14 protein-coding genes and 1 pseudogene are annotated in these 18876 nt (G+C 71.7%); 13 read left to right on the top strand and 2 right to left on the bottom strand.

The genetic code is table 11. From position 1 onward, the window contains the following. Positions 1-169: 169 nt before the first annotated feature. From QSK32_RS38380 to QSK32_RS38325, 12 genes and pseudogenes are all read left to right on the top strand, one after another. A complete protein-coding gene (locus QSK32_RS38380; RefSeq protein ID WP_045745627.1) occupies positions 170-259 on the top strand; it encodes a potassium-transporting ATPase subunit F in 90 nt (29 codons plus the stop codon). Beyond that, a complete protein-coding gene (kdpA, locus tag QSK32_RS38375; RefSeq protein ID WP_045745626.1) occupies positions 259-1905 on the top strand; it encodes a potassium-transporting ATPase subunit KdpA in 1647 nt (548 codons plus the stop codon). The genes QSK32_RS38380 and kdpA overlap by 1 nt, the downstream gene beginning before the upstream one ends. Then, entirely contained in the window at positions 1902-3941 is a 2040-nt protein-coding gene (gene kdpB, locus QSK32_RS38370; RefSeq protein ID WP_285474697.1) for a potassium-transporting ATPase subunit KdpB, read from the top strand. Before kdpA ends, kdpB begins: the two co-directional genes overlap by 4 nt. Positions 3942-3946: 5 nt before the next feature. Then, positions 3947-4726, top strand: a complete 780-nt coding sequence (locus QSK32_RS38365) for a potassium-transporting ATPase subunit C (RefSeq protein ID WP_285474696.1) — start codon at positions 3947-3949, stop codon at positions 4724-4726. Between the two features lie 5 nt (positions 4727-4731). Next, positions 4732-6564 (top strand): annotated as a pseudogene (locus QSK32_RS38360) (sensor histidine kinase); the annotation flags it as partial. A gap of 51 nt (positions 6565-6615) precedes the next feature. After that, entirely contained in the window at positions 6616-8526 is a 1911-nt protein-coding gene (locus tag QSK32_RS38355; RefSeq protein WP_285474694.1) for a potassium transporter Kup, read from the top strand. Positions 8527-8549: 23 nt separating this feature from the next. After that, positions 8550-11024 carry a sensor histidine kinase gene (locus tag QSK32_RS38350; RefSeq protein WP_285474693.1) on the top strand — a complete coding sequence of 825 codons (2475 nt, stop codon included), beginning with the start codon at positions 8550-8552 and terminating at the stop codon, positions 11022-11024. Further along, positions 11021-11689 carry a response regulator gene (locus QSK32_RS38345; RefSeq protein WP_045745620.1) on the top strand — a complete coding sequence of 223 codons (669 nt, stop codon included), beginning with the start codon at positions 11021-11023 and terminating at the stop codon, positions 11687-11689. The genes QSK32_RS38350 and QSK32_RS38345 overlap by 4 nt, the downstream gene beginning before the upstream one ends. Next, a complete protein-coding gene (locus QSK32_RS38340; protein WP_045745619.1) occupies positions 11686-12693 on the top strand; it encodes a Ppx/GppA family phosphatase in 1008 nt (335 codons plus the stop codon). Before QSK32_RS38345 ends, QSK32_RS38340 begins: the two co-directional genes overlap by 4 nt. Positions 12694-12788: 95 nt before the next feature. Beyond that, the gene (locus tag QSK32_RS38335) at positions 12789-14285 is read left to right on the top strand and encodes a methyl-accepting chemotaxis protein (RefSeq protein WP_245674167.1); all 1497 of its coding nucleotides are present in this window, start codon (positions 12789-12791) and stop codon (positions 14283-14285) included. A 69-nt stretch (positions 14286-14354) separates the two neighbouring features. Further along, entirely contained in the window at positions 14355-15470 is a 1116-nt protein-coding gene (locus tag QSK32_RS38330) for a WD40/YVTN/BNR-like repeat-containing protein (RefSeq protein WP_045745617.1), read from the top strand. Positions 15471-15475: 5 nt separating this feature from the next. After that, positions 15476-15763: a MoaD/ThiS family protein gene (locus QSK32_RS38325; protein WP_285474692.1), complete on the top strand. Its 288-nt coding sequence runs from the start codon at positions 15476-15478 to the stop codon at positions 15761-15763. A 55-nt stretch (positions 15764-15818) separates the two neighbouring features. Here QSK32_RS38325 and QSK32_RS38320 read toward each other — a convergent pair whose 3' ends face one another. Then, on the bottom strand, positions 15819-16964 hold the full coding sequence (locus QSK32_RS38320) for a hypothetical protein (RefSeq protein ID WP_157411310.1): 1146 nt from the start codon (positions 16962-16964) through the stop codon (positions 15819-15821). A 252-nt stretch (positions 16965-17216) separates the two neighbouring features. On the opposite strand from QSK32_RS38320, the gene QSK32_RS38315 reads away from it, so the two are divergent. Further along, the gene (locus tag QSK32_RS38315) at positions 17217-17759 is read left to right on the top strand and encodes a TetR/AcrR family transcriptional regulator (protein WP_045745614.1); all 543 of its coding nucleotides are present in this window, start codon (positions 17217-17219) and stop codon (positions 17757-17759) included. Between the two features lies 1 nt (position 17760). Here the strand turns inward: QSK32_RS38315 and QSK32_RS38310 are convergent, their stop codons facing one another. Next, on the bottom strand, positions 17761-18789 hold the full coding sequence (locus QSK32_RS38310; protein WP_285474691.1) for an SDR family NAD(P)-dependent oxidoreductase: 1029 nt from the start codon (positions 18787-18789) through the stop codon (positions 17761-17763). Positions 18790-18876: the final 87 nt, after the last annotated feature.

Here is an 18876-nt window from a genome sequence, read left to right as displayed (position 1 = left end):
TGCGGGGCGTGAACAGCCCTGTCCGGTGGGCTCCTCGGCGGGGTGAGGTTGTCGGGTAACCGCACAACCCCTCACCGAGGAGTCCCGAAGTGGCTGACCTGTTGTTCGTCGTGCTCACGGTGGCGCTGTTCGCGGCGTTCACCGTGCTGGTCCGGGCGGCCGAACGCTGATGAGCATCGTCAACGCCGCCGGCCTGGTGCTGGCGCTCGCCCTGACCGTGCTGCTGGTGGCCGCCCTGCTGTTCCCGGAGAAGTTCTGATGGCCGGCTGGTTGTTCGTGCTGTCGCTGGCCGCCGCGATCGTCGCGGTGTACAAGCCGTTCGGTGACCACCTGTACCGGGTGGTGACCGGCACCCGGCACTCCGCCGTGGAGCGGGGTGTCTACCGCCTGGTCGGGGTGGACGCCGGCGCCGGTCAGAGCTGGGGTGTCTACGCCCGGTCGGTGCTCGCCTTCTCCGCCGTCTCGCTCCTCGTCCTCTATCTGCTGCTGCGCGTGCAGGACCGGCTCTGGCTGTCGCTGGGCATGCCGGCTGTGGACAGCCACATCGCCTGGAACACCGCGGTCAGTTTCGTGACCAACACGAACTGGCAGGCGTACTCCGGCGAGTCCACGATGGGTCATCTCGCGCAGATGGCCGGCCTGGCCGTGCAGAACTTCGTCTCGGCGGCGGTCGGCATCGCGGTCGCGGTCGCCCTGGTCCGCGGGTTCGCCGCCCGGGAAGCCGGCACTCTCGGCAACTTCTGGGTGGACCTGACCCGGATCACGCTGCGGGTGCTGCTGCCGGTCTGCGCCGTGGCCACGCTGGTGTTCATGGTCGGCGGTGTGGTGCAGAACCTGTCCGGCGGCACCGACGTGACCACGCTGACCGGCGGCACGCAGCACATCACCGGCGGGCCGGTCGCCTCACAGGAGGCCATCAAGGAGCTGGGCACCAACGGCGGCGGCTTCTACAACGCCAACTCGGCGCACCCGTTCGAGAACCCGACCACCTGGACGAACTGGGTGCAGCTCTTCCTGATTCTGCTGATCCCGTTCAGCATGCCCCGGCTGTTCGGCCGGATGGTCGGCCAGAACCGGCAGGGGTACGCCATCGCCGCCGTGATGGCCCTGCTCGCCGTCGGCAGCATCGCCCTGACGGTCGCCTTCGAGATCCACGGCGCGGGCACGGTCCCGGAGGCGGTCGGCACGGCCATGGAGGGCAAGGAGACACGGTACGGGGTGACGAACTCCGCCGTCTTCGCGGCGATCACGACCCTCACCTCCACCGGCGCGGTCAACTCGTTCCACGACTCGTACACGGCGCTGGGCGGCATGATGCCGATGCTCAACATGATGCTCGGCGAGGTCGCGCCCGGCGGCGTCGGCTCCGGCCTGTACGGCATGCTGATCCTCGCCGTGATCACGGTCTTCGTGGCCGGCCTGATGGTCGGGCGTACCCCGGAATATCTCGGTAAGAAGATCGGCGCCCGGCAGATGAAGCTGGCGTCGCTGTACTTCCTGGTCACCCCGGCCCTCGTGCTCGCCGGGACGGCCGCAGCCTTCGCCACCGGCAACGCCGCGACCGCCCTCAACACCGGCCCGCACGCGCTGTCCGAGGTGCTGTACGCCTTCACCAGCGCGGCCAACAACAACGGCTCGGCCTTCGCCGGCATCACCGTGAACACCCCGTGGTGGGACACCGCACTCGGCCTGGCGATGTTGTTCGGCCGCTTCCTGCCGCTGATCCTGGTGCTGGCCCTGGCCGGTTCGCTGGCCGCCCAGCGCCCGGTCCCCGAGTCGGCGGGCACCCTGCCCACGCACCGCCCGCTGTTCGTCGGCATGGTCGCCGGCGTGACGATCGTGCTGGTCGCGCTCACCTTCCTGCCCGCGCTCGCTCTCGGCCCCCTCGCGGAGGGACTCTCATGACCGCCGTTCTGGAGAAGGAGCCCGCGGTGAAACCGGGCCTGATCGATCCCCGCCAGTTCCGTTCCTCGTTGCCGGATGCGCTGCGCAAGCTCGACCCGCGCGTGATGTGGCGCAATCCGGTGATGTTCATCGTCGAGGTCGGCGCGGTCTTCACCACCGTGCTGTCGATCGCCGACCCGAGTGTGCTGGCCTGGACGATCACCGTCTGGCTGTGGCTCACCGTGCTCTTCGCCAACCTGGCCGAGGCGGTCGCCGAGGGCCGTGGCAAGGCGCAGGCCGCCGCGCTGCGGGCGGTCAAGCAGGACACCGTCGCGTACCTGCGGGACGGCCGGGAGCTTCCGGCGTCCCAGCTGACCCTCGGCGACATCGTGATCGTCGAGGCGGGGCAGATCATCCCCGGCGACGGTGACGTCGTCGAGGGCATCGCCAGCGTCGACGAGTCGGCGATCACCGGCGAGTCGGCCCCGGTGATCCGGGAGTCCGGCGGCGACCGGTCGGCGGTCACCGGCGGCACCAAGGTGCTCTCCGACCGGATCGTCGTCCGGATCACCCAGAAGCCCGGCGAGAGCTTCGTGGACCGGATGATCGCCCTGGTCGAGGGCGCGAACCGGCAGAAGACGCCGAACGAGATCGCCCTGAACATCCTGCTCGCGGCGCTCACCCTGATCTTCCTGCTGGCCGTGGTCACCCTGCAGCCACTGGCGATCTTCGCGAAGGCGTACCAGACGGCGGCGCCGGACACCGCGGCGATCGACGCGCACGGCGTCACCGGGATCGTGCTGGTGTCGCTGCTGGTGTGCCTGATCCCGACCACCATCGGCGCGCTGCTCTCGGCGATCGGCATCGCCGGCATGGACCGGCTGGTCCAGCGCAACGTCCTCGCGATGAGCGGGCGCGCGGTGGAGGCGGCCGGCGATGTGAGCACCCTGCTGCTGGACAAGACGGGCACGATCACCGTCGGCGATCGGCAGGCCACCGCGTTCGTACCCGCGAAGGGTGTTGATCTCGAGGATCTCGCCGGCGCCGCGCGACTGGCGAGCCTGGCGGACGAGACGCCGGAGGGCCGGTCGATCGTGGCCCTGGCCGGCGGTGAGCAGGGCCCGATGCGTGGCGCGACGTTCGTGCCGTTCACCGCGCAGACCCGGATGAGCGGGGTGGACATCGGCGACCGTCAGATCCGCAAGGGCGCGGCGACCGCGGTGATGCGCTGGGCCGGGAAGCCGGACGTGGCGATCGACGAGATCGTCGACCGGATCAGCTCCGAAGGGGGAACACCACTGGTAGTGGCCGACAGCGACCGGCTCTTGGGGGTCATCCACCTGAAGGACGTGGTCAAGCCGGGCATGCGCGCCCGGTTCGACGAGATGCGCCGGATGGGCATCCGCACCGTGATGATCACCGGCGACAACCCGCGGACCGCGGCGGCCATCGCCGAGGAGGCCGGGGTCGACGACTTCCTGGCCGAGGCGACGCCGGAGGACAAACTCGCCTACATCCGCAAGGAGCAGCGGGGCGGGCGGCTGGTCGCGATGACCGGCGACGGCACCAACGATGCGCCGGCGCTGGCCCAGGCGGACGTCGGCGTCGCGATGAACACCGGCACGTCGGCCGCGAAGGAGGCCGGCAACATGGTCGACCTCGACTCCGACCCGACCAAGCTGATCGAGATCGTGGAGATCGGCAAGCAGTTGCTGATCACCCGCGGGGCGCTGACGACGTTCTCCATCGCGAACGACATCGCCAAGTACTTCGCGATCATCCCGGCCATGTTCGCGGCGGTCTACCCCGGCCTGGACACCCTCAACATCATGCGGCTGCACTCGCCGGGCTCGGCGATCCTCTCCGCGGTCGTCTTCAACGCGCTGGTCATCGTGGTGCTGATCCCGCTGGCGCTGCGCGGGGTGCGGTACCGGCCGTCGTCGGCGAGCAAGCTGCTCAGCCGCAACCTGCTGATCTACGGACTGGGCGGCGTCGTCGCGCCCTTCCTCGGCATCAAGCTCATCGACCTGTTCGTCCAGCTCATCCCCGGGATCTGATCCACATGCGTCTTCCCTCCTGGCTCGCCCACCACCTGGCGGCGCTGCGGGCGCTGCTCGTCTTCACCGTCCTGCTCGGTCTCGCCTACCCCCTGGTGTTCGTCGGCGTGGCCAAGCTGCCCGGAATCTCCGAGAGATCGGGCAACCCGCTTCTGATCGGACAATCGTTCGGGGATGATTCGAAGTACTTCCAGAGCCGCCCGTCGGCGGCGGGGGACGGCTACGACCCGACCTCCACCGCGGCGAGCAACCTCGGCCCGGAGAGCGTGATCGACGCGCCGGACGCGCCGAGCCTGCTCACCCAGGTCTGCACCCGCAGCCTGGCCGTCGGACGGCTCGAGGGCGTCGACGGCAGCCGGCCCTACTGCACCGCGGACGGTGTCGGTGCGGTCCTGGCCGTCTTCCACCGGGACGGTCTGACCGGGCCGGTCACCCGGGCGGTCGCGGTGAACGGCCCGGCCTTCCTCGCCACCTACCAGGGCGTCCCGGTCGAGCCGGGACCCGCCGACACCACCGGCGCGGTGATCACACCGATCCGTGGTGACGCACCGGCCGAGCCCGCTGTCCCGGCGGACGCGGTCACCGCCTCGGGCAGTGGACTCGACCCGCACATCAGCCCGGCGTACGCCGCGTTGCAGGTGGCCCGGGTGGCCCGGGAACGCGGCCTGGACCCGGAACGCGTCCGGGAGTTGATCAGCGAGCACACCGACGGCCGGGCCCTGGGCTTCATGGGCGAACCCGGCGTCAACGTGCTCGCCCTCAACCTGGCCCTGGACGGCAGGTAACCGGGATGCCTCGCGGCCGTGGGGAACTGCGGATCCACCTCGGAGCGGCGCCGGGCGTCGGGAAGACGTACACGATGCTCGAGGAGGCCCACCGGCGTGCCGAGCGCGGCACCGACGTGGTCGTGGCCGTGGTGGAGACGCACGGCCGCCGGCACACCGCCGCCATGCTCGACGGACTGGAGGTGATCCCGCGCCGCGAGGTGACCTATCGCGGCGCGGCGTTCACCGAGATGGACCTGGACGCGGTACTGGCCCGGCGCCCGGAGCTGGCGATCGTCGACGAGCTGGCGCACACCAACGTGCCGGGCAGCCGGAACGCGAAGCGCTGGCAGGACGTCGAGGTCCTGCTGGAGGCCGGGATCAGTGTGCTGAGCACGGTGAACGTGCAGCATCTGGAGTCGTTGAACGACGTGGTCGCCCGGATCACCGGTGTCGAGCAGCGGGAGACCGTGCCGGATGCGGTGGTGCGGGCTGCGGGTCAGGTCGAGTTGGTCGACATGACGCCGGAGGCGTTGCGGCGGCGGATGGCGCACGGCAACGTCTATCAGCCGGAGAAGATCGATGCGGCGTTGGGCAACTATTTCCGGGCGGGGAACCTCACCGCGCTGCGGGAGCTGGCGTTGCTCTGGTTGGCGGACAAGGTCGACGACCAGCTCGACCAGTACCGCGCCGATCACGACATCGACGCCACCTGGGAGACCCGGGAACGGGTGGTGGTGGCGCTCACCGGTGGCCGGGAGGGCGACACGCTGATCCGCCGGGCGGCCCGGATCGCCGCCCGGACCAAGGGCGCCGACCTGATGGCGGTGCATGTGGCCCGCAACGACGGGCTGGCCGGCGCGGACCCGGCCGCGCTGGCCCGGCAGCGGGTCCTGGTGGAGAGCCTGGGCGGGACCTACCACCAGGTGGTCGGGACCGACGTGCCGCGGGCGTTGCTGGAGTTCGCCGGCGGGGTCAACGCCACCCAGGTGGTGCTGGGCGCCTCCCGCCGGGGCCGGTTCGCGCAGCTGCTCAGCGCGGGCGTCGGCGTCACCACGATCGCCCGGTCCGGCACGATCGACGTGCACCTGGTCACCCACGAGCGTGCCGGGCGTGGCCGGTCCCGCGGGCCGCTGCCGCCGGCGCTGTCCCGGGGCCGCCGGATCGCCGGGTTCCTCCTCGCGGTGCTCGGCCTGCCGCTGCTCACCGCGGTGCTGGCGCTCGGCCCTGCCCTGCCGCTGATCGACGACATCCTGCTGTTCCTGGTCGCGGTGGTCGGGGTGGCGCTGGTCGGCGGGCTGTGGCCGGCGCTGGTCGCCGCGGTTCTCGGTTCGCTGCTGCTGAACTGGTTCTTCACCCCGCCGGCCGGCCGGTTCACCATCGCCGAGGGGAGCAACCTGCTCGCTCTGGCGATCTTCGTGCTGGTGGCGGTCGCGGTGAGCTGGGTGGTGGACACCGCGGCCCGCACCACCCGGCAGGCCGCGCAGGCCGCCGCGGACGCGCAGACGCTGGCCACGGTGGCCGGCAGCGTCCTGCGCGGCGAGCGTCCGCTGATGGCGCTGCTCGAACGGCTGCGCGAGACGTTCGGGCTGGAGACGGTCACCCTGTTGGAGGGCGGCGTGGTGGTCGCCGCGGTGGGGACGCCCTGTGAACGGTCCGCCGAGGCCGACGTCGAGGTCAAGGGCGACGGCGACCTGCGGATGCTGTTGAAGGGCCGCACCCTGGAGGCCTCCGACCGGCGGATCGTGGAGGCGTTCGCGGCGCAGGCGGCGGTGGCGTTGCGTCAGCAGCGGCTGGCCGGCGAGGCGGACCGGTTGCGTACGGCGTTACGTGAGGCCGGCTCGCAGGATCCCCGCACATGACCGGCAAATGTTCCCTTTGCTCCCGTAATAAGGCGGTACGGTGGCCCGGTGACCCGGACGGAGACCGCGGACGGACCCCGCCTGGCTGTGGTCGTCGGGGCGCTCGGTGTGGTCTTCGGCGACATCGGCACCAGCCCCATCTACACGTTGCAGACCGTCTTCAATCCGGAGGATCCGCATCCGGTGCCGGTCTCCACCGCGAACGTCTACGGCGTCGTCTCGCTGATCTTCTGGTCCGTGATGATCGTCGTGACGGTGACCTACGTGCTGCTGGCGTTGCGTGTCGACAACGACGGCGAGGGCGGCATCATGGCCCTGATCACGCTGCTGCGCCGGGCCGGCAAGAAGATCGAGCCGCGCAAGGCGGCCTTCCTGGCCGCGGTCGGGCTGTTCGGCGCCGCCCTGTTCTTCGGCGACAGCATGATCACCCCGGCTATCTCGGTGCTGTCCGCCGTCGAGGGGCTCAAGGTCGTCCAGCCGTCGCTGGGCAGCCTGGTGGTGCCGATCACCGCGGGCATCATCATCGCGCTCTTCCTGGCGCAACGGCGGGGCACGGCCGCGGTCGGGAAGATCTTCGGACCGATCACGATCACCTGGTTCCTGGTGATCGGCGGTCTGGGCCTGTCCGGTATCGCCCAGCACCCGGCGATTCTCTGGGCGCTCTCGCCCACCTACGCGGTCGGTTTCCTGGCCGGGCACTTCGACATCGCGTTCTTCGCGCTGGCGGCGATCGTGTTGGCGGTCACCGGCGCCGAGGCGCTCTACGCCGACATGGGGCACTTCGGCCGGCAGGCCATCGCCCGCGGCTGGCTGCTGCTGGTGCTGCCCGCCTGCGTGCTCAGCTATCTCGGCCAGGGCGCCCTGATCCTCGAGGACCACGCCAACATCAGCAGCCCGTTCTTCCTGCTCGCCCCGGCGTGGTCCCGGCTGCCGCTGGTGCTGCTGGCCACCGCGGCCACCGTGATCGCCTCTCAGGCGGTGATCACCGGGGCGTACTCGGTGACGTCCCAGGCGGCCCAGCTCGGCTACCTGCCGCGGCTGCGGATCATCCACACCTCGGACTCCTCCATCGGGCAGATCTACGTGCCGTGGATCAACTGGATGCTGCTGCTCTCGGTGCTCACGCTGGTGTTCGCGTTCCGGTCGTCGGCGGCGCTGGCGTACGCCTTCGGCATGGCGGTCACCGGCACGATCACCATCACCACCACGCTGTTCTTCGTGGTGGCGCGGACCCGGTGGAACACGCCGCTGTGGCTGCTCGGGGTCGGCGCGGCCGTGCTGCTCACCGTCGATCTGCTGTTCGTGGCGGCCAACCTCACCAAGCTGGTGCACGGCGCCTGGCTGCCGCTGCTGATCGGGCTCGTCGCGTTCACCGTGATGAAGACCTGGCAGACCGGCCGGGACATCGTCACCGCGCAGCGCCGCCGGATGGAGGGCTCGCTGCGCGACTTCATCGCCGAGATGCAGGAGAACACCGCGGCGACCGTCTGCGTACCCGGCACCGCGGTCTTCCTGAACCGCAACAAGGAGGCCGCGCCGCTGGCCCTGCGGGCGAACGTGGAGCACAACCACGTCCGCCACGAGCACATCCTGATCATCTCGATCCGGTTCGAACCGGTGCCGCGGATCGCCGACGAGGAGCGGATGGAGGTCGACGGGCTGGGCTTCGGCGACGACGGGATCGTGCACGTCACGGCCCGGTTCGGGTACGCCGAGACCCCGGCGCTGATCCCGGCGCTGCGCGGCCTCGACGACCAGGACACCGAGGGTCACCTGGGCCTGGACCGGGCCTCGTTCTACCTGTCCAAGATCGACCTGCGGCGCGGCGACGCCCCGACCATGGCGGCGTGGCGCAAACGGCTGTTCATCGCGACGTCGTACCTGACGGCGGACGCGGCCGAACACTTCGGCCTGCCCCGGAACCGCACCGTGATCATGGGCTCGCACATCGAGATCTGAGCACGCCGCGTAGGTTCACAGCCATGCGCGGCGAGTTACGGATCTACCTGGGGGCGGCGCCCGGCGTCGGGAAGACGTACGCGATGCTCGAGGAGGCCGCCCGGCGCGCCGAGCGCGGCACCGACGTGGTCGTGGCCGTGGTGGAGACACACGGGCGGGAGCAGACCGCCGCGATGATCGGGGATCTCGAGGTGGTGCCCCGCCGCGATCTCGCGTATCGCGGCGGGGTCTTCACCGAGATGGACCTCGACGCCGTTCTTGCGCGCCGGCCGGAACTCGCCGTGGTCGACGAACTCGCCCACACCAATGTGCCCGGCGCCGGGCACGCCAAACGGCACCAGGACGTCGAAGTTCTGCTGGACGCCGGGATCAGCGTGCTCACCACGGTGAACGTGCAGCATCTGGAGTCGCTGCACGACGTGGTCACCCGGATCACGGGAGTCGAGCAGCGGGAGACCGTGCCGGACGCGGTGGTCCGCGCCGCCGGGCAGGTCGAGCTGGTCGACATGACACCGGAGGCGCTGCGTCGGCGGATGGCGCACGGCAACGTCTACCGGCCGGAGAAGATCGACGCGGCGCTGAGCAACTACTTCCGGGCCGGCAACCTCACCGCACTGCGGGAACTCGCCCTGCTCTGGCTCGCCGACCAGGTCGACGAGCAACTCGACCGGTACCGCACCGACCACGACATCGACGCCACCTGGGAGACCCGGGAACGCGTCGTCGTCGCGCTGGCCGGCGGTCCCGAGGGCGAGGCGCTGATCCGCCGGGCCGCCCGGATCGCCGCCCGTGGCCGGGGCGCCGACCTGCTCGGCGTGCACGTCACCCGCAGCGACGGCCTGGCCGGGGCGGACACCGCCGTGCTGGCCCGGCAGCGGGTGCTGCTGGAGAGCCTGGACGGCTCCTGGCACCAGGTGTCCGGCGGCGACGTGCCCCGGGCGCTGCTGGAGTTCGCCCGTGGGGTCAACGCCACCCAGGTGGTGCTCGGCGCTTCCCGCCGGGGCCGGTTCGCCCAGCTGCTCACCGCGGGAGTCGGCGTCACCACCGCGGCCCGGTCCGGCTCGATCGACGTGCATCTGGTCGGCCACGAGCTGACCGGACGCCGCCCGCGCAGCGACCGCCGGCCGCCGGCGCTGTCCCGGGGACGCCGGATCGCCGGGTTCGGGACCGTCCTGGCCGGGTTGCCGCTGCTCACGCTGACCCTGGCCGGCATCGCCGACCATCCGCTGATCAACGACATCCTGCTGTTCCTGGTCGCGGTGGTCGGGGTGGCGCTGATCGGCGGACTGTGGCCGGCCCTGCTCGCCGCGGTTCTCGGCTCGCTGCTGCTGAACTGGTTCTTCACCCCGCCGTTCAGCGCTTTCGCCATCGCCGAGGGGCACAACCTGGTCGCCCTGGCCACGTTCGTGCTGGTGGCGGTCGCGGTCAGCGGCGTCGTGGACATCGCGGCCCGGCGGACCCGGCAGGCCGCGCAGGCGTCCGCCGAGGCGCAGACCCTGGCGGCGGTGGCCGGTGGGGTGCTGCGCGGCGAGCGCCCGCTGATCGCGCTGCTCGACCGGCTGCGGGAGACCTTCGCGCTGACAGCGGTGGCGCTGCGCGAGGACGGGACGATCACGGTCGCGGTGGGCGTGCCCCCGGCGACGGCCGCGGACGCGGACGTCGCGGTCCGGGTGGACGCCTCGCTGAGCATGCTGCTGTGGGGACACACGCTGCCGGCGTCCGACCGGCGGATCGTGGAGGCGTTCGCGGCGCAGGCGGCGGTGGCGCTGCGCCAGGAGCGCCTGGCCGCCGAGGCGGCCCGGGCCGAGCCGCTCGCGGAGGCGGACCGGTTGCGCACGGCGTTGCTCGCGGCCGTCTCCCATGATCTGCGTACGCCGCTGGCGTCGGCGAAGGCGTCGGTGGCGAGCCTGCGCTCGACCGAGGTGCAGTTCGACGAGGCCGACCGGGAGGAGCTGCTGGCCACCGCGGACGAGTCGCTGGACCGTCTGGACCGGCTGGTCGCCAACCTGCTGGACATGAGCCGGCTGCAGGCGGGGGTCCTCGGCGTCACCATGATCGACATCGGGGCGGAGGACGTCGTACCCCGGGCACTGGAGGATCTCGGTCCGCAGGGCCGGACCGTGACGGTGCGCGTCCCGGAGGACCTCCCGATGCTGCGCACCGACCCGGGCCTGCTGGAACGGGTGCTGGTGAACCTGATCGCGAACGCGCTGCGGCACAGTCCGCCGGACCGCCCACCGATGATCACCGGGAGCCGGCTCGGCGGCACCGTCGAACTGCGGATCATCGACCACGGGCCGGGCATCCCCGCCGACCGCCGCGACGACGTGTTCCTGCCGTTCCAGCGGCTCGGCGACCGGGACAACCACACCGGCGTCGGTCTCGGCCTCGCGCTGTCCCGGGGGCTGACCGAGGCGATGGGCGGCACCCTCACTCCCGACGAGACGCCCGGAGGCGGACTCACCATGATCATTTCTTTGCCGGCCGGTGGGGCATGACCCGGATCCTGGTCGTCGACGACGAACCCCAGATCGTGCGGGCACTGCGGATCAACCTCAAGGCCCGCGGGTACGAGGTGGACACCGCCGCCGACGGCGCGTCCGCTCTGCACCTGGCCGCCCACCACCACCCCGACCTGGTCGTCCTCGACCTGGGGCTGCCGGACATGGAGGGCGCCGAGGTGATCGGCGGCCTGCGCGGCTGGACCAGCGTGCCGATCATCGTGCTCTCCGGGCGGGCCGGCAGCTCGGACAAGGTGGAGGCGCTGGACGCCGGTGCCGACGACTACGTGACCAAGCCGTTCGGCGTCGACGAGCTGCTCGCCCGGATCCGCGCGGTCACCCGCCGCGTGCAGACCCCGGAGGAGTCCTCGCCGGAGGTCCGCATCGGCGGGTTCACCGTCGACCTGGCGTCCCGGACGGTCAGCGACGGCGTCCGGCTCACCCCCACCGAATGGCAGCTCCTGGAACACCTGGTCCGGCATCCCGGCAAACTGGTCACCCAGCGGGAACTCCTGCACGACGTGTGGGGGCCGCAGTATTCACGTGAGACCAATTACCTCCGCCAGTACATGGCGCGTCTGCGCCGCAAACTGGAGACCGACCCGGCCCGTCCCGAGCATCTGCTCACCGAACCTGGAATGGGATACCGATTCCGCCCATGATCGACAGTTCCTTCTCGCAGACCGCGGCAAGCCGTCAGGCCGTACGGCTCGGCGTGCTCGACGTCGGATCCAACACGGTCAACCTGGTGGTGACGACGGCCGACTCCGGGCTGCCCCTCCCGGTGCACACCTGGGAGGGCCGGCCCCGGCTGGGCCAGCGTCTCGAACCCGACGGGGCGATCAGCGAGGACGGCCTGCGCCGGATGATCACCGCGGTGCGGCGGGCGGCCGCCGACGCGGAGGCGGCGAAGGTGGACCGGCTGTTCGCGTACACCACGGCGGTGGTCCGGGACGCGCCCAACTGCGACTGGGTGCTCGACCGGGTGCAGGAGGCGACCGGCATCCGCCTGGGCACCCTGTCCGGTGTCGAGGACGCCCAGCTCACCTTCCTGGCCGCCCGGCGCTGGCTGGGCTGGCAGGCCGGGCCGATGCTGATGCTCGACATCGGCGGCGGCTGCCTCGAGGTGGCGTTCGGCCGCGACCGGCTGCCCGAGTCGGCGATGTCGCTGCCGCTCGGCGCCGGCCGTCTCACCCGGGAACTCCTCGACGGCGACCCGCCGTCGGCCCGCTCGGTGCGCCGCCTGCGCCGCCACGTCCGGGAACAGTTCCACCAGGTCGCCGCCCGGACCTCCTGGGAGGCGCCGCAGACCTCGGTGGCCGCCTCCAAGACGTTCCAGCAGCTGGCCCGGCTCACCGGCGCGGCCCCGCTGCGGCAGGGGCCGTTCGTCCCGCGGCTGCTGCGGGCACACGCCCTGAAACCGTGGATCCGCAAGCTCGCCGGGATCCCCAGCGAACACCGGTCCCGTTACCCGGGGATCTCCGAACACCGGGCCAGACAGATCCTGGCCGGGGCGATCGTGGCGTACGAGGTGATGCGCCGTCTCGGCGTGGAGTCGGTGTGGATCTGCCCGTGGGGGCTGCGCGAGGGGATCATGCTGCGCGAGCTGGAACTGCGCCAGCCGCCGCTGGACAACGCGTCGTGGGTGCCCTGGCCTCCCGCTTGATCCCGCTTCCCGCTACATCGGGCGCGCGGGATGCCGATGGGTCGGATGTGCGGTTATTCGGTTCCCGGCCTGAGCTGCCGGAGTCCTCCCGGCCGGTGCCCCGTGACGTCGAGTCGCTGGAGAGCCTCGTGCTGGCTCTGGAACGGGCGACTGACGAGGCCAGTGCCTGGCGGATCACCGTCGACAGCATGGTGAAGTCGTACCAGTTCGGCTACGGCGCGGTCTGGGTGGCGGCCGGTCCGGGACTGCTGGAGGTCGAATACGAGACCGGCGCGATCACCCCGCAGATGCAGGCGGTGATCGCCGGCCGTCCGGTGCCCTCGGATGCGGGACTGGTCGGCCGGGCGTTCCGGCAGAAGACCCCGGTGTACGCCGCCTCCGCCGCGGACTGCCACGACTGCCTGCGCTGCCAGGCCGCTGACCGGGCCGGGCTGCACGCCGCGATCACCCTTCCGGTGGTGAACAAGCGCGGCGAGGTGCTCGCCGTCTTCGAGTACTTCAGCCCCGAGCCGCTCTATCTGGACGGGCCGCGGACCGAGAAGTGGGCGTCCATCGCCCGGATCGCCGAGCAGGCCCGGACGAGTGCCATCGCGGCCGCCGAGATGCGGCAGGTGGCCGACGACCGGCTGGCGGTCACCACGGTCGTCACCAAGCTGGGCACCGCCCACGACATTCAGAGCGCGATCCGGGTCGCCCTGGACAGTGTGCGGACCGCGTTCGGGTGGGCGTACGGGTCGTACTGGGAGATCGACCCGTCGGACAACGTCCTCAAGTTCGAGATCGAGTCCGGGTCGGCCGGTGACGAGTTCCGGCGGGTCACCCTGGCCGCCACCTTCGCCGAGGGCGTCGGCCTGTCCGGGCGGGCCTGGCGCAGCCGGGACCTGGTGTTCGTGAAGGACCTGGCCGAGGTGACCGACTGCGTGCGGGTGCCCGCCGCGCAGCGGGCCGGGGTCCGGTCCGGCGCCTGCTTCCCGATCTCGAGCAACGGGCACATCGTCGGCACGATGGACTTCTTCACCACCGAGTACATCGACCTGTCCGAGTCGCGGGCCGCCGCGCTGCGCAACGTGCAGCAACTGGTGTCCCAGCGTCTCGAGGTGCTGCGGGCCGCCGAGCGGGCCGCGGAGAACGCGCGGGCGCTGCTGGACACCGTGGAGCGTCTGCGGTCGGCCAGCGGCGACGCGACCTCGGTGGCCGAGCAGGCGGTGTCGCGGGCGTCGGCGATGACCGCCGAGGTGGCGGCGCTGGGCCAGGCGTCCACCGCGATCGGCGACGTCATCAAGATCATTTCGTCGATCGCCGAGCAGACCAACCTGCTGGCCCTGAACGCCACCATCGAGGCGGCCCGGGCCGGCGAGTCCGGCAAGGGCTTCGCCGTCGTCGCCGGCGAGGTCAAGGAACTGGCCCGGGAGACCGCCGAGGCCACCCAGAAGGTCGCCGACCAGATCGCCGGCATCCAGGCCAGCACCGAGACGGTGGCCGCCGGCATCCACACCACCAGCGAGACGATCGGCAAGATGGACGCGGTCCAGGCCCGGATGAACGACGTCCTCGCCGAACAGGCCGAGATGGCCCGCGCCCTCGCGGGCTGAGTGTCCCCTATCGGTCGAACATGGGTTCGGGCCTTCCCCGGGGGCGCGGATCCGTACCACGATGCAGTGATGACTGGAGTTCGACTGCTGGTGGGCACCCGCAAGGGCGCGTTCGTGCTGACCTCGGACGCCCGGCGCCGGGACTGGGCGGTGAGCGGCCCGCACTTCGGCGGCTGGGAGGTCTACCACGTCAACGGGTCGCCGGCCGACCCGGACCGGCTCTGGGCGTCGGCGTCCGGCGGCTGGTTCGGCCAGCTGATCCAGCGTTCCGACGACGGCGGCAGGACCTGGCGGCAGGTCGACCACGACTTCACCTACGACGGCGGCGTCGGCGAACACCTCTGGTACGACGGGACGCCCCGGCCCTGGGAGTTCAAGCGCATCTGGCACCTGGAACCGTCCCGGACCGACCCGGACACGGTGTGGGCCGGCGCCGAGGACGCCGCCCTGTTCAAGTCCACCGACGGCGGCCAGAAATGGGTGGAGATGACCGGGCTGCGGACGCACGCCACGGCGCCCGGCTGGGCGCCCGGCGCCGGCGGCCTCTGCCTGCACACCATCCTGTTGCACCCCACCGACCCCGCACGGATGTACGCGGCGATCTCCGCGGCGGGTGCGTTCCGCAGCGACGACGCCGGCGTCACCTGGACGCCGATCAACCGGGGTCTGGTGTCCGAGGGCATCCCCGACCCGGACGCCGAGGTCGGCCACTGCGTGCACCGGCTGGCCATGCACCCGTCCCGCCCGGACACCCTGTTCATGCAGAAGCACTGGGACGTGATGCGGACCGACGACGCCGGCGGGCAGTGGCGCGAGATCAGCGGTGACCTGCCCACCGACTTCGGCTTCCCGGTCGCGGTGCACGCCCACGAGCCCGAGACGGTCTACGTCGTCCCGATCACCAGCGACCACCAGCACTGGGTGATGGACGGCAGACTGCGGGTCTACCGCAGCCGGACCGGCGGCGGCGAGTGGGAGCCGCTGACCGCGGGCCTGCCGCAGCAGGACTGCTACGTCAACGTGCTGCGCGACGCGATGGCGGTGGACACCCTCGACGAGTGCGGCGTCTACTTCGGCACCAGCGGAGGCCAGGTGTACGCGTCCGCGGACAGCGGCGACAGTTGGCGGGCGATCGTCCGGGACCTGCCCGCGGTGCTCTCGGTGGAAGTCCAGGTGATCCCGTGATCCGGGTGGTGCTCCCACCTCACCTGCGGACCCTCGCCGCGACGGGCCGGGAGGTCCAGGTGGAGGTGGCCGGGACGGTCACCCAGCGCGGCGTGCTGGACGCGGTGGAGGAGCGGTACCCGATGCTGCGCGGCACGATGCGTGATCGGCGGACCGGTCAGCGGCGGCCGCTGGTGCGGTTCTTCGCCTGCGAGGAGGACCTGTCCAACGAGTCGCCGGACGCGCCGCTGCCGGACCGGGTGGTCACCGGTGAGGAGCCGTTCCTGGTGGTCGGAGCGATGGCCGGCGGCTGAGGAGGATACGACGGTGACCCGGGAGAACCTCCCGGGCCACGCGTCGGCATCCTGGTCAGATCGACTTGTTCAGGAGAGTCGGGTTCACCGGGACAGCCGGGACGATGCCACCGACCGGGGCGGGCGTCGCGACCACCGGCGGGAGGGTGTTCGGGTTGGCCAGGGTCGGCAGCGGGTTCGGAATGACCGACGATGGCAGGGCCGGCGTCGGCGCGATCACCGGGTCGGTGGCCGTGTCAGTCGGGATGGGGGTGGCCGCGCCGGAGGCCGGCTGGACCGTGGGAATGTTCAGCGGAGGAACCGTCGGTTCCTTCGAGACCGCCGGCAGGGTGGTGGCGGCCAGGGTGGGCTTCGGCGGCAGCGTCGTGGGCGCCACCTGGATGGTCGGGAACACCGAGTCCGGCGGGATGGTCGGCGGGATGGCCGGCGTGGTCGGCGCGGTCGGCGTCACGGTGGTCGCCACGCGGGCCATGGCCGGGACCGTGGGGAGCGGCGGCAGGGTCGGTGCCAGCGTCGGAAGGGCCGGCAGGGTCGGAGCAACGGTGGGCAGCGCCGGCAGTGTCGGCGCGATGGTCGGCAGCGCCGGCAGCGTCGGTGCCAGGGTGGGCAGCGGCGGGATCGTCGCCGCGGCCATCCGGCCGCCGACGAACGGCACCGTGGTGGGAGCCACCGACGGAGCCGACGGCACACCGGTGCCGGGCAGCGCCGGGGTGGCCGCCGTCGTGGCCGGGGTGACCGGAGCGGACGGGTTGGCCGGCGTCGCCGCTGCCGTTGCGGTCGCCGCTGCCGTCGCCGTGGAGGCGCCCGACGGGGTGGCGGTCGGGTCGTACGGTCCGGGCGGCGCCGAGGTGGCCGGAGCCGGCGGCGTGGTGATCGGCGGCGTGGGCGTGGGCGGCGACCAGGTCGGCGGCGTGACGCCCGGCTCCACCCACTTGCTGGGTGTGACGCTGGGTGCGCCGGTGGCGACCGGGGTCGCCGTGGCGCCTGCCACGCTGACAGTGGGGTTGGCCGACGCGTTCGGGTCGACGGTGGCATTCGGGTCGACGGATGCGCCCGTCGACGGATCGATGGTGGCTGCGGGCACGGCGGCCGCCCGTTCCGGTTGGGTACCGGCGAGCGCCTGTGCGGGCCCCGCTCCCAGCGCGGCGACCGCGAGCACACCTAGGCCCGTGACGGTCATCTTCCGTGTCGTCTTGCGCATGTCATGCCTTTCTAGCTGCTAGCTGGACAGATTTCTGGGAGGCCAGATGTCTGGCGAGAGTTGGTCGGCTGGATGCGGCTGACCCGCATAGCTGAGCACCCAGGACGGGTGCCTATCGGCTGTTCGGAGGAACCAGCCCGGGTTATGGCCCCTCGGGGACCGCTGGAGTGCAGACTGCGGTGCACGGGGGCCGCAGAGCGTTACCGTGACGCCGGTGACCTGGCGGGACGCGACGCGGCCTACGATCGGGGAATGGCCAGGCGGACGGGCGAGGCGACCCGCGAGGAGATCCGGGTGGCGGCGACCCGCCTCTTCCGGGAACGCGGCTTCGCGCGGACCTCGGTGCGGGACATCGCGGCGCAGGCGGCGATCAATCCGGCCCTGGTGATCCGGCATTTCGGCACCAAGGAGCTGCTGTTCCTGGAGACGATGCATCTGAGCATCGACGACGAGCCGTTGCTCGACGTGCCGCTCGAGCGGTTCGGGGAGCGCTTCGTCGAGGTGCTGCTCGCCGACGACGACATCCGGGGTGTCTATCTGGCGCTGGTGCGGGGCAGCAACGAGGAGCAGATCAAGTCACGGTTGCAGCAGATCCACGAGCGGACGTTCGTGGGGCCGGTCCGGGCACGGCTCACCGGCCCGGACGCCGACCTGCGGGCACGGCTCGCGGCGTCGGTCGTCGGCGGTCTGCTCTATGCGCTGTGGGTGGTCGGCGACGAGCCGCTGCTCGCCACCGACCCTGGTGAGCTGGTGAAACGTTACGGTGCGTTGTTGCAGCAGGCCCTGAGCGCCTGAGTCACTGGACGGACCAGCCGCCGTCGGACGGCAGCACCACACCGTTGAGGTTGACGCCGTCGTCGCTGAGCAGGAACGTGATCGATGCGGCGAGGTGCTCGGCGAGTGCCACCCCGGGGATCAGGCGCAGGTGCGGGCCGGTGCGTTCCTGGCCGTACGCGCTGGCGTTCGGCGGCTGCTGCATTCCGGTGGCCACCCCGCCGGGCGCCACCGCGTTGGTGCGGATGCCGCGGTTGCCGTACATGAAAGCGGTGTTCTTGGTGATGCCGACGACGGCGTGCTTGGACGCGGTGTAGGCGACGCCGGCCGCGTTGCCGCGCAGGGCCGCCTCGGAGGCCACGTTGACGATCGCGCCGCGGCCGGCCTCGAGCATCGCCGGGAGGACCGCCCGGGTCAGCTGGAAGACGCCGTCGACGTTGACCGCGAAGACCTTGGCCCACATGGCGTCGGTGGTCTCGTGGGCCGGGCTGAAGTCGTCGACGATGCCGGCGATGTTGGCCAGGCCGTCGATCCGGTCGCCGGCGGCCTCGACGATCCGGGCGATGTCGTCGGCCTTGGTGATGTCGGCGACGACCGGCACCAGCGACGGGGAGGCCGCCGCCGGCGCCGGAGAGTCGGCAGGCGCCGAGGTGGTGGTGATGTCGACGGCGATCACCCGGCCGCCCTCGCGGACGATGCGGGAGGCGGTGGCCCGGCCGATGCCCGATGCGGCGCCGGTGACGATCACCGTCTTGCCGGCGAAGCGTCCGGGGGTGATCTGTTCCTGCCAGGTGCCGCTCTCCTCGGCGGAGGAGGGCACGACGCCGCCGTTGACCTGCAGGACCAGGCTGTCGACCAGTTCCTGCGGGACGCGGCCCTGGCTGAGGGCGACGAGCTGCTGCAGGGGGAGACCGCGGGCGGGGGTGAGCGACGACGCGTCGAAGCCGCCGCCCTGGCCGAGGGCCTCGCGCAGCGCGGCGCCGCCCTCCGGGTGGTCAAGCCATTCGCCGACGGTGGAGGCCGCGGTGAGCGGCCGGGAGGTGTTCGCCATGTCGAGAGCCTTTCTGCAGGTCACGCGGCATTCCGCGCCGAAGTCAACTTAGTTTACTTCGACGGGATCCGACGATACGTCGGACGG

The sequence above is a fragment of the Actinoplanes sp. NBRC 101535 genome, assembly GCF_030269225.1.
Lineage (GTDB): Bacteria > Actinomycetota > Actinomycetes > Mycobacteriales > Micromonosporaceae > Actinoplanes > Actinoplanes rectilineatus.
This window is presented reverse-complemented; position numbering and strand designations above follow the sequence as displayed.

What these genes read in the sequence shown, in the direction of transcription:
- kdpA (WP_045745626.1), top strand. Translation starts at nt 259, where the DNA reads ATGGCCGGCTGGTTGTTCGTGCTGTCGCTGGCCGCCGCGATCGTCGCG.
- QSK32_RS38365 (WP_285474696.1), top strand. Translation starts at nt 3,947, where the DNA reads ATGCGTCTTCCCTCCTGGCTCGCCCACCACCTGGCGGCGCTGCGGGCG.
- QSK32_RS38350 (WP_285474693.1), top strand. Translation starts at nt 8,550, where the DNA reads ATGCGCGGCGAGTTACGGATCTACCTGGGGGCGGCGCCCGGCGTCGGG.
- kdpB (WP_285474697.1), top strand. Translation starts at nt 1,902, where the DNA reads ATGACCGCCGTTCTGGAGAAGGAGCCCGCGGTGAAACCGGGCCTGATC.
- QSK32_RS38345 (WP_045745620.1), top strand. Translation starts at nt 11,021, where the DNA reads ATGACCCGGATCCTGGTCGTCGACGACGAACCCCAGATCGTGCGGGCA.
- QSK32_RS38315 (WP_045745614.1), top strand. Translation starts at nt 17,217, where the DNA reads ATGGCCAGGCGGACGGGCGAGGCGACCCGCGAGGAGATCCGGGTGGCG.
- QSK32_RS38320 (WP_157411310.1), bottom strand. Translation starts at nt 16,964, where the DNA reads ATGCGCAAGACGACACGGAAGATGACCGTCACGGGCCTAGGTGTGCTC.
- QSK32_RS38310 (WP_285474691.1), bottom strand. Translation starts at nt 18,789, where the DNA reads ATGGCGAACACCTCCCGGCCGCTCACCGCGGCCTCCACCGTCGGCGAA.
- QSK32_RS38340 (WP_045745619.1), top strand. Translation starts at nt 11,686, where the DNA reads ATGATCGACAGTTCCTTCTCGCAGACCGCGGCAAGCCGTCAGGCCGTA.
- QSK32_RS38380 (WP_045745627.1), top strand. Translation starts at nt 170, where the DNA reads ATGAGCATCGTCAACGCCGCCGGCCTGGTGCTGGCGCTCGCCCTGACC.
- QSK32_RS38330 (WP_045745617.1), top strand. Translation starts at nt 14,355, where the DNA reads ATGACTGGAGTTCGACTGCTGGTGGGCACCCGCAAGGGCGCGTTCGTG.